15 protein-coding genes are annotated in these 11,953 nt (G+C 66.3%); 12 read left to right on the forward strand and 3 right to left on the reverse strand.

Features of this window, described 5'->3' with window-relative positions; all coding sequences use genetic code 11:
* The first annotated feature begins 205 nt into the window (after nt 1–205).
* Both QM612_RS12600 and QM612_RS12605 read left to right on the forward strand, forming a co-directional pair.
* Nucleotides 206–454, forward strand: a complete 249-nt coding sequence (locus tag QM612_RS12600) for an AbrB/MazE/SpoVT family DNA-binding domain-containing protein (RefSeq protein WP_415254235.1) — start codon at nt 206–208, stop codon at nt 452–454.
* Nucleotides 451–846, forward strand: a complete 396-nt coding sequence (locus tag QM612_RS12605; RefSeq protein ID WP_415254236.1) for a PIN domain-containing protein — start codon at nt 451–453, stop codon at nt 844–846. The genes QM612_RS12600 and QM612_RS12605 overlap by 4 nt, the downstream gene beginning before the upstream one ends.
* 145 nt (nt 847–991) lie before the next feature.
* Here QM612_RS12605 and tpx read toward each other — a convergent pair whose 3' ends face one another.
* The 3 genes from tpx to QM612_RS12620 all read right to left on the reverse strand — a co-directional run bounded on the left by tpx (nt 992) and on the right by QM612_RS12620 (nt 3,645).
* On the reverse strand, nt 992–1,492 hold the full coding sequence (gene tpx / locus QM612_RS12610) for a thiol peroxidase (RefSeq protein ID WP_415254237.1): 501 nt from the start codon (nt 1,490–1,492) through the stop codon (nt 992–994).
* Nucleotides 1,493–1,575: 83 nt separating this feature from the next.
* Nucleotides 1,576–2,376, reverse strand: a complete 801-nt coding sequence (locus QM612_RS12615) for an amidohydrolase (RefSeq protein WP_415254238.1) — start codon at nt 2,374–2,376, stop codon at nt 1,576–1,578.
* A gap of 120 nt (nt 2,377–2,496) precedes the next feature.
* Nucleotides 2,497–3,645 carry a pyridoxal phosphate-dependent aminotransferase gene (locus QM612_RS12620; RefSeq protein ID WP_415254239.1) on the reverse strand — a complete coding sequence of 383 codons (1,149 nt, stop codon included), beginning with the start codon at nt 3,643–3,645 and terminating at the stop codon, nt 2,497–2,499.
* An 82-nt stretch (nt 3,646–3,727) separates the two neighbouring features.
* Between QM612_RS12620 and ccmA the strand changes: the two genes are divergently transcribed.
* The 10 genes from ccmA to metX form a co-directional block, all read left to right on the forward strand.
* Nucleotides 3,728–4,438, forward strand: coding sequence for a heme ABC exporter ATP-binding protein CcmA (ccmA, locus tag QM612_RS12625; RefSeq protein WP_415254240.1), 711 nt, complete (start codon nt 3,728–3,730; stop codon nt 4,436–4,438).
* Nucleotides 4,438–5,106, forward strand: coding sequence for a heme exporter protein CcmB (ccmB, locus tag QM612_RS12630; RefSeq protein WP_415254241.1), 669 nt, complete (start codon nt 4,438–4,440; stop codon nt 5,104–5,106). The genes ccmA and ccmB overlap by 1 nt, the downstream gene beginning before the upstream one ends.
* A gap of 124 nt (nt 5,107–5,230) precedes the next feature.
* Nucleotides 5,231–5,983 (forward strand): heme ABC transporter permease, encoded by a 753-nt coding sequence (locus QM612_RS12635; protein ID WP_415254242.1) that lies wholly within the window; start codon nt 5,231–5,233, stop codon nt 5,981–5,983.
* Complete coding sequence (ccmD, locus tag QM612_RS12640) at nt 5,980–6,156, forward strand: heme exporter protein CcmD (protein WP_415254243.1); 177 nt, start codon at nt 5,980–5,982, stop codon at nt 6,154–6,156. The genes QM612_RS12635 and ccmD overlap by 4 nt, the downstream gene beginning before the upstream one ends.
* Nucleotides 6,153–6,632 carry a cytochrome c maturation protein CcmE gene (ccmE, locus tag QM612_RS12645; RefSeq protein ID WP_415254244.1) on the forward strand — a complete coding sequence of 160 codons (480 nt, stop codon included), beginning with the start codon at nt 6,153–6,155 and terminating at the stop codon, nt 6,630–6,632. The genes ccmD and ccmE overlap by 4 nt, the downstream gene beginning before the upstream one ends.
* Before the next feature lie 156 nt (nt 6,633–6,788).
* Entirely contained in the window at nt 6,789–8,732 is a 1,944-nt protein-coding gene (locus QM612_RS12650) for a heme lyase CcmF/NrfE family subunit (protein WP_415254245.1), read from the forward strand.
* Nucleotides 8,729–9,274: a DsbE family thiol:disulfide interchange protein gene (locus tag QM612_RS12655; RefSeq protein WP_415254246.1), complete on the forward strand. Its 546-nt coding sequence runs from the start codon at nt 8,729–8,731 to the stop codon at nt 9,272–9,274. Before QM612_RS12650 ends, QM612_RS12655 begins: the two co-directional genes overlap by 4 nt.
* A gap of 155 nt (nt 9,275–9,429) precedes the next feature.
* A complete protein-coding gene (locus QM612_RS12660; protein WP_415254249.1) occupies nt 9,430–9,870 on the forward strand; it encodes a cytochrome c-type biogenesis protein in 441 nt (146 codons plus the stop codon).
* A complete protein-coding gene (locus QM612_RS12665) occupies nt 9,870–10,880 on the forward strand; it encodes a tetratricopeptide repeat protein (protein WP_415254247.1) in 1,011 nt (336 codons plus the stop codon). Before QM612_RS12660 ends, QM612_RS12665 begins: the two co-directional genes overlap by 1 nt.
* A gap of 113 nt (nt 10,881–10,993) precedes the next feature.
* The coding region (gene metX, locus QM612_RS12670) for a homoserine O-acetyltransferase MetX (RefSeq protein ID WP_415254248.1) at nt 10,994–11,953 on the forward strand (960 nt) is incomplete at its 3' end.

Genomic DNA, 11,953 nt, shown 5'->3' on the forward strand with positions numbered 1-11,953 from the left:
GCGCCCCGCAGGCGGCAGGCCCGGCGGTGGCGGTCGCGGCCCGCGCGGCGGCGCGCGCTGATTGATTCATCGCGGGGTTCGCCCCGCTTGGACCGCGAGATACCGATGTAGATGCGGAGCTTGCTCCGCATACCCTCGCACCCTGCGATTGACGGCGCTGCATCAAAATCCTTACCATCAGTAAGGAACAGATTGAGGCCGCGCTATGTCCACCGCTACCCTGACCAGCAAGGGCCAGATCACCATTCCTGCCGCTGTCCGCGCCGCGCTTGGCGTGAACACGGGCGACCGGATCGACTTCATTCCCACCAAGGATGGGCGGTTCGAACTGGCGGCTGCCACCGATTCGGTGCGCAGCCTCAAGGGCCGCATCGCCAAGCCGAAAAAACCGGTGAGCATCGAGGCCATGAACGCCGCCATCGGCAAACGGGCGGCGCAGGCCGGCAACAAGTGATCGGGCTGGATACCAACGTACTGGTGCGTTATCTGGCACAGGACGACGCCAGACAATCCGCGCAGGCGACGCGCCTGATCGAATCGCTGGACGCGCAAAATCCCGGCTTCGTCAGCCTGGTGGCGCTGGTGGAATTGGTGTGGGTGCTGGAATCCGCCTATGCCGCGTCACACGACGTGGTGCATGACACCCTGGAAGGGCTGCTGCGCAGCAAGGAACTGCTGGTCGAGCAGCCCGCCACCGTCGCGCGCGCGTTGCGCATGTTCGCGGCGGGACATCGGGATTTCGCCGACTGCCTGCTTGCCTGCACCTGCACCGCTGCGGGCTGCGGCACGGTTTACAGCTTCGACAAGGCTGCCATCAGGAAAGCCGGAATGACCCCTGTTCCTTGAAACGCGGCACTGACTGATTCATTACATGGCGGGGTTCGCCCCGCATGAATTGCGATCTGCCATGTAGATGCGGAGCTTGCTCCGCATGCGTCTCCGTGCCGAGCAAGCTCGGCACCTACAGATCATTCAACGCCGGTCGGCGGTCTCAATCCAGCGAAGCCAGCGCCGCTGCGTAATCCGGTTCTTCGGTGATTTCCGGCACCAGTTGCGCGTGCAGCACCTTGTCGTGTTCGTCCAGCACCACCACCGCGCGTGCGGCCACGCCAGCCAGCGGGCCGTCTTCAAGTGCGACGCCGTAGTCGTGCAGGAACTCGCGACCACGCAGGGTCGAAAGCATGGTCACGTTGTCGATGCCCTCCGCGCCGCAGAAGCGCGCCTGCGCAAACGGCAGGTCGGCGGAGATGCACAGCACAACGGTATTGTTCAACCCGGCTGCGTCCTTGTTGAAATGACGCACGGACGCGGCGCACACGCCGGTATCGACGCTGGGGAAGATGTTCAGCACCTTGCGCTTGCCGGCGAAGTCGGCCAGTGCCTTGTCGCTGAGGTCAACGGCCACCAGCTTGAACGCAGGCGCGTTGCTGCCAGCAGTGGGAAAGTTGCCGCCGACGCGGACGGGGTTGCCTTTCAGGGTGACGCTGGACATCGATCTACTCCCGGTCTGGTTGAAGGAACATCATTCTGGAACGGTGAACGCAAGCGCGCCGTCAGCACGCCAGCGTCCAGTCCTCACATCTTCAGTTCGAACGCATCGCCATCGAACATCGCCGGGAAGCGCTGGCGATGCGCGGCGAGTTCCGCAGCCTGCAAGGTGGTGGTGGCGACCACTTCATAGTCGGTGGCTTCGCTGGCAGCATGGCCGAGGAAATCGATCACCGCGCTGTCGCCGCTGTAGTGCAGGCCGTTGCCATCGGTGCCGACGCGGTTCACGCCCACCACATAGCACAGGTTCTCGATGGCGCGCGCGCGCAACAGGGTCTTCCACGGATGGCTGCGCGCGGCAGGCCAGTTGGCGACGTACAGCGCGAGATCGTAGTCGGGCTGCTCCGGACGACCGGCGTTGAAGCGGTTGCGCGAGAACACCGGGAAGCGCAGGTCGTAGCAGACCTGCAGCAGGATGTTCCAGCCCTTCCATTCGACGATGACGCGCGCCTGCCCTGCGGTATAGCGCTCATGCTCCCCGGCGAAGGAGAACAGGTGACGCTTGTCGTAATGCACCAACTTGCCGTCGGGCGTGGCGAACAGCAGGCGATTGAACACACCTGCCTCCGTCCGCAGTTGCACGCTGCCGGCGATGGCGGCATCCAGCTTGGCTGCCTGTTCGCGCATCCATGCAACGGTCGGGCCGTCCATGGTTTCGGCCTTGCTGATGGCGTCATTGGAGAAACCGCTGGTGAAGGTTTCCGGCAGCACCACGAGGTCGGTGGTGCCGTGCAGTGGCGCGATCAGCCCGCCGTAGTAATCGCGGTTGGCCGCAGGGTCATGCCAGCGGGTTGCGCCCTGGACGATGGAGACGCGGAGGTTTTGCATGGTTCTTCATTCCATGGAAATTGTTGCCGTCATCCCCGCGCAGGCGGGGATCCATGGACGTTTACTCTTGGAAAATCAAAGTCCATGGATTTCCGCTTTCGCGGGAATGACGAGCAAATGCTACAGCGCCTGCAACCGCACGATCGCCGCATCCAGCGTGGCCTCGTTCTTGGCGAAGCACAGCCGCACCAGCCGCTGGCCGGCAGGCGGGGTTTCATAGAACGGCGACAACGGAATCGCGGTGACGCCGTGCTCGGTGGTCAGCCAATGGCAGAACGCGACATCGTCCAGATCGCTGACTGCCGAGTAATCGGCAATCTGGAAATAACCGCCCGGCACCGCCAGCGGCTTGAGCTTGGTGGTCAGCAGTTGTTCGCGGAAGCGGTCGCGCTTGGCCTGATAGAACGCGCCGAGTTCCTCGTAATGCCCTGGCTCCTGCTCGATCATCTCCGCCAGCGCGTGCTGTGCCGGGGCGAAGGTGCAGAAGGTGTTGTACTGATGCACCTTGCGGAACTCGGCGGACAGCGCGGGCGGCGCGATGCAGTAGCCGATCTTCCAGCCGGTGCAGTGGTAGGTCTTGCCGAAGCTGGAAATGACGAAGGCGCGTTCGCGCAGCTCCGGGTACAGCAACGCCGATTCGTGGCGCGCACCATCGAACACGATGTGCTCATAGACCTCATCACTGAGCAGCACGATGTCGGTGCCGCGCAGGATGTCGATCAGCGCCTGCATGTCGGCGGCGTTGAACATCGCGCCGGACGGGTTGTGCGGGCTGTTGACCATCAGCATGCGCGTGTTCGGCGTGATCGCCGCGCGCACCGCGTTCCAGTCGGGCGCGAAGGTCGCAGGATCGAGCGGGACGTGTACCGCCTTCGCGCCGGCAAGGTCGATGGCCGGTTCGTAGCAGTCATAGCAGGGATCGAGGACGATGACCTCCTCGCCTGCACGCACCACCGCGTGGATGGCATCGAAGATGGCCTCGGACGCGCCGCTGGTGACGGTGATTTCGGCATCGGCATCGGGTCGCCAGCCGTAGCAGCGCTCGGTCTTGGCGGCGATGGCCTGCCGCAATGCAGGCACGCCGGTCATCGGCGAATACTGGTTATGGCCGGCCTGCATCGCCCGCGTCAGCGCGTCGACCAGACGCGCCGGCACCGGGAAGTCCGGGAAGCCCTGGCCAAGGTTGACCGCGCCGTGCTGCGCGGCCAGTTGCGACATCACGGTGAAGATGGTGGTGCCGACCTTCGGCAATTTGGTCTGTGGCTGCATCGATGCACGGATGGCGATGGGGATGCCGAAGTGTACGGAATCCCGCCGTGCCGGTAGTCCATGCCGGTTAGAATCGCTGCGCATGTCCGAAGAACACGTCTCCGAAGAGCAGGCCTCCGAAGCGCAGGTCTCCGCCAGTCCCCTGCTTGCCGTGCGCGGTCTGGCGTTCTCCCGCAACGAGACGCCGGTGTTCGGGCTGCTGGATTTCGCCGTGGATGCGAACGAGGCGCTGCTGGTGCAAGGCGGCAACGGCGCGGGCAAGACCACGCTATTGCGGGTGCTGGCCGGGCTGTTGAGGGCGGATGCGGGTGATGTCGAAATCGACGGCCAGCCGGCCCGTCCGGAGTTACGCGCACGCTTCATCGCCTATCTGGGCCACCTGCCCGGGCTGAAGGCGGACCTCAGCGCGCTGGAAAACCTGACCTTCCTGTGTGGCCTGCATGGCCGGCGCAAGGCGCAATCGCCGGAAGCGGCGATGGGCATCGTTGGCCTGGGTGGTTATGAGGACGCGCCACTGCGCACGCTGTCCGCCGGGCAGAAGAAGCGGCTCGGGCTGGCGCGGCTGTGGCTGTCGCCCGCGCCGCTGTGGCTGCTGGACGAGCCCTACGCCAATCTCGACCTTGACGGCATCAATCTGGTCAACCGCATGGTGCAGGCGCATCTGCGCGGCGGCGGCGCGGCCCTCATCACCACCCACGGTGCCTATGCGGCTCCGCCGGTGCGCACGAAGCTGCTCCCCCTCACCCCACCCCTCTCCCCCGCAAGCGAGGGAGAGGGAGAGGATCGGCAATGATGCTTTCCGCCGCCCGCGCACTTGTCACCCGCGACCTGCGCCTGCTGTGGGCGCGCCGTGGCGATGCCCTGCAACCGCTGCTGTTCGCGCTGCTGACGGTGGTGCTGTTCGCGCTTGGTTTGGGTGGCGATGCAAAGTCATTGGCACCCGTGGCCTCTGCCGTGTTGTGGCTGGCGGCGCTGCTGGCCGGCTTGCTGGCGCTGGACAGCCTGTTCCGGGGCGATGCCGAAGACGGCTCGCTGGAGCAATGGATGCTCGCGCCGGTACCGCTGTGGTGGCTGGTGCTGGTGCGCACCCTGATGCACTGGCTGACTACCGCGCTGCCGGTGATCGTGGCGGTGCCGCTCCTGGGCGAACTGCTGCATCTGCCGCATGCGCAGTTGCCGGTGCTGATGCTCTCGCTGCTGCTGGGCACGCCGATCCTCAGCCTGCTGGGCGCGGTGGTGGCCGCGCTGACCGTGGGCATGCGCCGTGCCGGCATCCTGCTGGCCCTGCTGGCGCTGCCGCTGTACGTGCCGGTGCTGGTGTTCGGTGCCGGCGCGGTCAGCGCCCATGCACAGGGATTCGATGCCGGCGGCGCATTGCTGCTGCTGGGTGCCGGGCTGGTGCTGGCACTCGCGCTGGCCCCGCTGACAGCCGCTGCGGCCCTGCGCATCGCCCACAATTGACCCGGATCAAGGTCTGCGCCGGCGCATGGCGCGACCATTGCCGCATCAAAGCCGGCCCGCGCACGGGCTGGTAAACTTCCGCAGGTTTTCGCGGCCACTGTGCGCCGCTACCGCACAGGCCCCGATGTCCCCGCTGATCCGCTGGTTCCACCAACTCGGTTCGCCCCCGTACTTCGACCGCTTCGCCGCCCGCTGGTCGCCGTGGCTGTACGCGGCGGCACTGCTGCTGTTCGCGCTTGGGCTGTGGCAGGGCCTGTTCGTGGTGCCCGCCGATTACCAGCAGGGTGACAGCTTCCGCATCTTCTTCGTACACGTACCGGCCGCGATGTTGAGCATGTCCGTGTTCGCGGCGATGGCGGTGTATTCGGCCATCGCGCTGATCTGGCGGATCAAGCTGTGCGAAATATTGGCGATGGCCTGCGCGCCGGTCGGTGCCGGCTTCACCCTCATCACCCTTGCCACCGGCAGCATCTGGGGCAAGCCGATGTGGGGCACCTGGTGGGACTGGGATCCGCGCCTGACCACCGAACTGATCCTGCTGTTCCTGTATCTGGGCGTGATGGGCCTGTACGCGGCCATCGACGACCGCCGCAACGCCGCACGCGCGGCGGGCATGCTGGCCATCGTCGGCGTGGCCCTGCTGCCGGTCATCAAGTATTCGGTGGTGTGGTGGAACTCGCTGCACCAGGGCCAGACCATCAGCGTGTTTGGCGAATCGAAAATCCACGGCAGCATGGAAGCCCCGTTCTGGCTGATGTTCGCCGGCCTGTCCTGCTGGTTCATGGCCTCGCTGCTGCAGCGCGCGCGCGCCGACAACCTGCGCCGCGAAGCCGGCAAGGACTGGGTGGCGAAGCTGGCCGTCGGAGGCACGCGATGAGCTATCGCGAATACGTCATCGCCGCCTATGCGGTGTTCGCCGTGGTGCTGCTGTGGGACTTCGTGGTGCCGCAGTTGCAGATCCGCGCCGCCCTGCACGCCGCGCGCCAGCGCCTGCTTCGCGCCGATGCACGCAAGGCAGCGCCGGCACCCGACCGGGAATTGCAGCGATGAACCCGACCCGCAAGCGTCGCCTGTGGCTGGTGCTGATGCTGGTGGCCGCTGCCGGCATCGCCATCACGCTGGTGGCGATGGCCCTGCAACGCAACGTGGCCTATCTGTACACCCCGAACGAAGTCTTGAGCGGTGAAGCCGGCCCGAAAGTGAGCAACGGCAAAGCGCGTTTCCGGCTGGGCGGCATGGTGGCCGAAGGCTCGTTCAAGCGCGCGCCGGGTTCGCTGGAAGCGCATTTCGACGTCGATGACGGCGATGCGCGTTTGCCGGTGGTCTATACCGGCATCCTGCCCGACCTGTTCCGCGAGAAGCAGGCCGTGGTCGCCACCGGACGCATGCAGGGCAATGTCTTCGTGGCCGAGGAGGTGCTGGCCAAGCACGACGAGACCTACATGCCCAAGGAAGTGGCGGACAAGATGGGCGTGGCGCACAAGAAGCATGATGTGCAGGCAGTGCCGGTGGAGTCGGGAAATTGATTCCAGACCATGTATTTCATCGCCTTCTCCCCACTCGTGGGGAGAAGGTGCCAGCAGGGCGGATGAGGGGCATTCCCGCATCGCGCAAAGCGCCCCCCTCACCCGCCTTCGGCACCCTCTCCCCGCTGCGCGGGGAGAGGGAAGGATCATCGCGCCATGCTCCCTGAAATCGGCCAGGTTGCGCTGATCCTCGCTCTGCTGGTTGCCGCGCTGCAGGCGCTGCTGCCGCTGCTCGGCGCACAGCGTGGCATCGGCCCGCTGATGGCCGTCGCCCGCCCCGCCGCCTATCTGCAACTGGCGCTGGTCGGGCTGGCGTTCGCCATCCTCACCCATGCCTTTGTTGGCGGCGATTTCTCGGTGCAGTACGTGGCCGAAAACTCCGACTCGCTGCTGCCCGTGCTGTACCGCTACACCGCAGTCTGGGGCGCGCATGAAGGCTCGCTGCTGCTGTGGGCGCTGGTGCTGGCGCTGTGGACGGCAGCGGTGGCGCGCTTCTCCAGAGATTTGCCGCCGGTGGTGGTGGCGCGCGTGCTGGGCGTGATGGGCATCGTTGCGGTCGGCTTCCTCGCCTTCCTGATCTTCACCAGCAATCCCTTCGAGCGCCTGCTGCCGGCCGCTGCCGAGGGCCGCGACCTCAACCCGCTGTTGCAGGACCCGGGCCTGATCGTGCATCCGCCGATGCTGTACGCCGGTTACGTCGGCTTTGCGGTGCCGTTCGCCTTCGCCATCGCCGCGCTGCTGGAAGGCCGCATCGACGCGCAGTGGTTACGCTGGACGCGCCCCTGGACGAACGTTGCATGGGCCTTGCTGACGCTGGGCATCGCACTGGGCAGTTGGTGGGCGTACTACGAACTCGGCTGGGGCGGCTGGTGGTTCTGGGATCCAGTGGAAAACGCCAGCTTCATGCCGTGGCTGGCCGGCGCTGCGCTGCTGCATTCGCAGGCGGTGACCGAGAAACGCGGCAGCCTGAAGGGCTGGACGCTGCTGCTGTCGATCGCTGCTTTCTCGTTGTCACTGCTCGGCACCTTCCTGGTGCGTTCCGGCGTGCTGACCAGCGTGCATGCGTTCGCCGCCGATCCTTCGCGCGGGCTGTTCGTGCTGATCTTCCTCGGCATCGTCATCGGCGGCTCGCTGCTGCTGTACGCGCTGCGCGCACCGGATACCGATGCCGGCGCGAAGCCCTTTGCCGCCGGTTCGCGCGAAACCCTGCTGCTGCTCAACAACCTGCTGCTGACCTGTGCCTGCGCGATGGTGCTGCTGGGCACGCTGTACCCGCTGCTGGCCGATGCGCTGGAGCTGGGCAAGATTTCGGTCGGCCCGCCGTATTTCGCGCTGATGTTCACGCTGCTGATGACGCCGCTGGCGGCACTGGTGCCGCTGGGCCCGCTGACCCGCTGGCAGCGTGAGGAGATGGCAACGCCGCTGAAACTGTTGCTTCCGTGGGCGGCGCTGGCGTTGGTGCTGGGCATCGCCGCGTTCTTGCTTGCGCCGCAGGGCAAGTGGAAGGCGGCGTTCGGCGTGATCGGCGGCGTGTGGGTTGGTTTCGGCACCTTGCGCTTTTTGTGGTCGCGCTGGCGGATGCAAGGCGCGCGGCTCACACGCGAAATGCTGGGCATGTCGCTGGCACACATCGGCATCGCCGTATTCCTGGTCGGTGCATTGCTGGTCGAAGGACTGAACCTGCAACGCGAAGCAGCGGTGCGCATCGGCGAGCGGGTTGAACTTGGCGGCTATTGCTTCGTGCTGCGCGGCGTCGAGGAACATCGCGGCCCCAACTACGTATCCGAGAAGGCCACGGTCGATGTGTTGCGCGATTGCAGCAGCCGCATCGCCACCGTGCATCCGGAAAAACGCCGCTACGTGGCCGGCGGACAGGTGATGACCGAAGCCGCGCTGCTGCCCGGCCCCACCCGCGACCTGTACGTCGCGCTGGGCGAATCACTCGGCAACGATGCCTGGGCGCTGCGTGCGCACGTCAAGCCGTTCGTGCGCTGGATCTGGGCGGGCGCGCTGCTGATGGCGTTGGGCGGGCTGGTCACCGCCACGGATCGACGTTTCCGCAACGAAGCCTCCCGCACCGCCCGCAAGGAGACCGCATGAAACCCTCGCGCTGGCTGCCGCTGGTCGCCTTCGTCCTGCTTGCCGCACTGCTGGCGGCAGGCGTGTGGATGAGCCGCAAACCGGATCGCGACGCCATCCCTTCGCCGCTGATCGGCAAGCCGGCACCTGCCTTCGTCCTGCCGGTATTGCACGACCCTGCGTACAAGGTGTCGATGTCCGATCTGGTCGGCCAGCCCTTCCTGATGAATGTCTGGGGCAGTTGGTGCGTGGAATGCCGCATCGAGCATCCGGTGCTGACCCGCTTCGCCGAAAGCAAGCGCTTGCGCGTGGTCGGCTACAACTGGAAGGACGAGCCCGCCGACGCGCTGCGCTGGCTGGAGCAATTCGGCAATCCCTTCATGGTGGTGCTGTCCGACGTGGAAGGCCGCGCCGCCATCGACTGGGGCATCTACGGCGCGCCGGAGAGCTTCCTGGTCGATGGCAAGGGCATCGTGCGCTGGAAGCACGTCGGGCCGTTGACCGATGAAATCATCGCGCAGGAACTGCTGCCGCTGGTCGCGAAAATCGAGGCCGAGCGATGAACATGGCCATCCGTCGCTTTTTCCCGTCATTTCCACGCAGGCTGCCTTGCTCGTCATTCCCGCGTAGGCGGGAATCCATGGACGTTGCTCTTGATACCGGCGCAAAAAAGCGAAAGTCCATCGATTCCCGCCTGCGCGGGAATGACGGATTCAAACTGATGCTTGCCACACTGCTGTGGCTGGCCGTGCTACCCGCCTTCGCGCAGGCCGGCCAGCAGGCCGACGCCGCGCCGCTGCAATTTCGTGATGCCGCCGAGGAAGCCCGTTTCCACGCGCTGGCCGCGCAACTGCGCTGCGTGATGTGCCAGAACCAGTCGCTGGCCGATTCCAATGCACTGATCGCGCTGCAACTGCGCCGCGAAGTGCTGGGCCTGATGCGCGAAGGCCGCAGCGACGCACAGGTGAAGGAACATCTGGTACAGCGCTACGGCGAGTTCGTGCTGTACAAGCCGAAGCTGGAAGCCGCCACCGTGCTGCTGTGGCTGGGCCCGGCGTTGTTGCTGCTGGTGGGCGCGGGCGTGGTGGTCGCCATCGTGCGCAGGCGCAAGCCGGAGGCGAACACTGCCATCACCAGCGATGACGGACAGGAGTGGTGATGACGGTTTTCATCGCACTCGCTGCCCTGCTCTGCATCGCCGTGCTGGCGGTGTTGCTGCGCCCGCTGTGGCGGCAGGTGCGCGGCGCAGCCATGGGCATCGCCGTTGTGGTGCTGTCTTCCACCGCATTGCTGTACGCCCTGATCGGCACGCCAAACGCGCTGAAGCCCGGCGCGGCCACCACGCCTGAAACGCTGGGCGACGCCATCGCGCAACTGGAAGCGGAACTGCAGCGCGACCCGCGCCAGCCCGAAGGCTGGCGGCTGCTGGCACAGGCCTATCAGCGCGAAGAACGCGCAGAGGATGCGCGTGACGCCTTGGCGAAGGCGGTGGAGCTGTCCCCCGACGATGCCGACCTGCTGACCGAAGCGGCGCAGGCGCGGGCGCTTGCGCACGAAACGCGGCTGTTCGATGCGCAGGCGCAGTCGCTGCTGCAACGCGCACTGGCCGCACAGCCCGGTCACCAGCGCGCGCGCTGGTTCATGGGCATCGCCCAGCGTCAGGCCGGCAAGCATGCGGACGCAGCCGCGACGTGGGAACCGCTGCTGGCGCAGGTGGATGCCGCCACCGCTGCCAGCCTGCGCAAGGAAATCGACAACGCCCGCGCCGATGCCGGCATGCCGCCGCTGCCGCAATCGCAGCCGGACAAAACTTCACCGCCCGCCGCTGCTGCGCTGACGGTGAAGGTAGCGCTCGATCCCGATTTTGCTTCGCGCGTGCGCCTGCGCGGCGATGCCACGGTCTTCGTCATCGCACGCATCCCCGGTGGCCCGCCGATGCCGGTGGCTGCCGAGAAGCATCGCGTTTCCGAATTGCCACTCACCGTCACTCTGGACGATGCCGACAGCCCGATGCCAACGCAGAAGCTGTCGCAGCTTGCCGAAGTGGAAGTGTCCGCGCGCCTGTCCGCAAGCGGCGAAGCCAACCGTCAGGACGGCGATATCGACTCGAAGCCTGCGCGGGTGAATCTGCCGCACGATGCGCCCATCGAATTGGTGATCGGCAAATAAGCGCTGCTTCGCTCGTCATTCCGGCGAAAGCCGCAATCCAGCCTTTGCGCGACCCCGCTTGCACGTCAAAATCCGCAACTGGATCCCGGCTTCCGCCGGGATGACGGCATCACATGACCGAATTCATCCCACCCGGCACCCGCTGGTTCGCCCTGCCCTCGCCTTTTTCGATGAAGCGCGGCGGCGCGCTGCATGGCGCGCGCATGGCCTACGAGACCTGGGGCACGCTGTCGCCCGCCCGTGACAACGCCATCCTCATCCTCACCGGCCTGTCGCCGGACGCGCATGCCGCCGCCAACGATGGCGACCCCGCGCCCGGCTGGTGGGAATGGATGATCGGCCCCGGCAAGCCCATCGACACCAGCCGCTGGTTTGTGGTCTGCGTGAACGCGCTGGGCAGTTGCAAGGGCAGCACCGGCCCGGCATCGACCAATCCCGCCACCGGCCAGCCGTATCGGCTCGACTTCCCGGAGCTTTCGGTCGAAGACGGTGCCGATGCCGCTGCCGCCGTCGTGCGCGGCCTTGGCATCCAGCAGCTCGCCTGCGTGATCGGCAATTCGATGGGCGGCATGGTGGCGCTTGCGTTGCTGGCCCGGCATCCCGGCATCGCCCGTCGCCACGTCAACATCTGCGGCGCAGCGCGCGCGCTGCCGTTCTCCATCGCCATCCGTTCATTGCAGCGCGAGGCAATCCGGCTTGACCCGAACTGGAACGAAGGCCGCTACGACGACGCCACGTATCCCGAATCCGGCATGCGCATGGCGCGCAAGCTGGGCGTCATCACCTATCGCTCCGCGCTGGAATGGGACGGGCGCTTCGGCCGCGTGCGACTGGACTCCGACCGCCGCGACGACGAAGACCCGTTCGGGCTGGAGTTCGAGGTGGAAAGCTATCTGGAAGGCCACGCCCGCCGCTTCGTGCGCCGCTACGACCCCAACTGCTACCTCTACCTCAGCCGTTCGATGGATTGGTTCGACCTGGGCGAAAGCTGCGGCTGCGCCGGTGACACCGCACGCGCACTGGCCTCGATCCACGGACTGGACGCGGCACTGGTGATCGGCGTGCAGACCGAC

It is taken from the genome of Thermomonas sp. (genome assembly GCF_047606765.1).
Classification (GTDB): domain Bacteria; phylum Pseudomonadota; class Gammaproteobacteria; order Xanthomonadales; family Xanthomonadaceae; genus Thermomonas.

Coding starts and splice junctions, on each gene's coding strand:
- ccmA (WP_415254240.1), top strand. CDS start 3,728: ATGTCCGAAGAACACGTCTCCGAAGAGCAGGCCTCCGAAGCGCAGGTC.
- QM612_RS12650 (WP_415254245.1), top strand. CDS start 6,789: ATGCTCCCTGAAATCGGCCAGGTTGCGCTGATCCTCGCTCTGCTGGTT.
- QM612_RS12665 (WP_415254247.1), top strand. CDS start 9,870: ATGACGGTTTTCATCGCACTCGCTGCCCTGCTCTGCATCGCCGTGCTG.
- QM612_RS12655 (WP_415254246.1), top strand. CDS start 8,729: ATGAAACCCTCGCGCTGGCTGCCGCTGGTCGCCTTCGTCCTGCTTGCC.
- ccmB (WP_415254241.1), top strand. CDS start 4,438: ATGCTTTCCGCCGCCCGCGCACTTGTCACCCGCGACCTGCGCCTGCTG.
- QM612_RS12635 (WP_415254242.1), top strand. CDS start 5,231: ATGTCCCCGCTGATCCGCTGGTTCCACCAACTCGGTTCGCCCCCGTAC.
- ccmD (WP_415254243.1), top strand. CDS start 5,980: ATGAGCTATCGCGAATACGTCATCGCCGCCTATGCGGTGTTCGCCGTG.
- tpx (WP_415254237.1), bottom strand. CDS start 1,492: ATGTCCAGCGTCACCCTGAAAGGCAACCCCGTCCGCGTCGGCGGCAAC.
- ccmE (WP_415254244.1), top strand. CDS start 6,153: ATGAACCCGACCCGCAAGCGTCGCCTGTGGCTGGTGCTGATGCTGGTG.
- QM612_RS12600 (WP_415254235.1), top strand. CDS start 206: ATGTCCACCGCTACCCTGACCAGCAAGGGCCAGATCACCATTCCTGCC.
- QM612_RS12615 (WP_415254238.1), bottom strand. CDS start 2,376: ATGCAAAACCTCCGCGTCTCCATCGTCCAGGGCGCAACCCGCTGGCAT.
- QM612_RS12620 (WP_415254239.1), bottom strand. CDS start 3,645: ATGCAGCCACAGACCAAATTGCCGAAGGTCGGCACCACCATCTTCACC.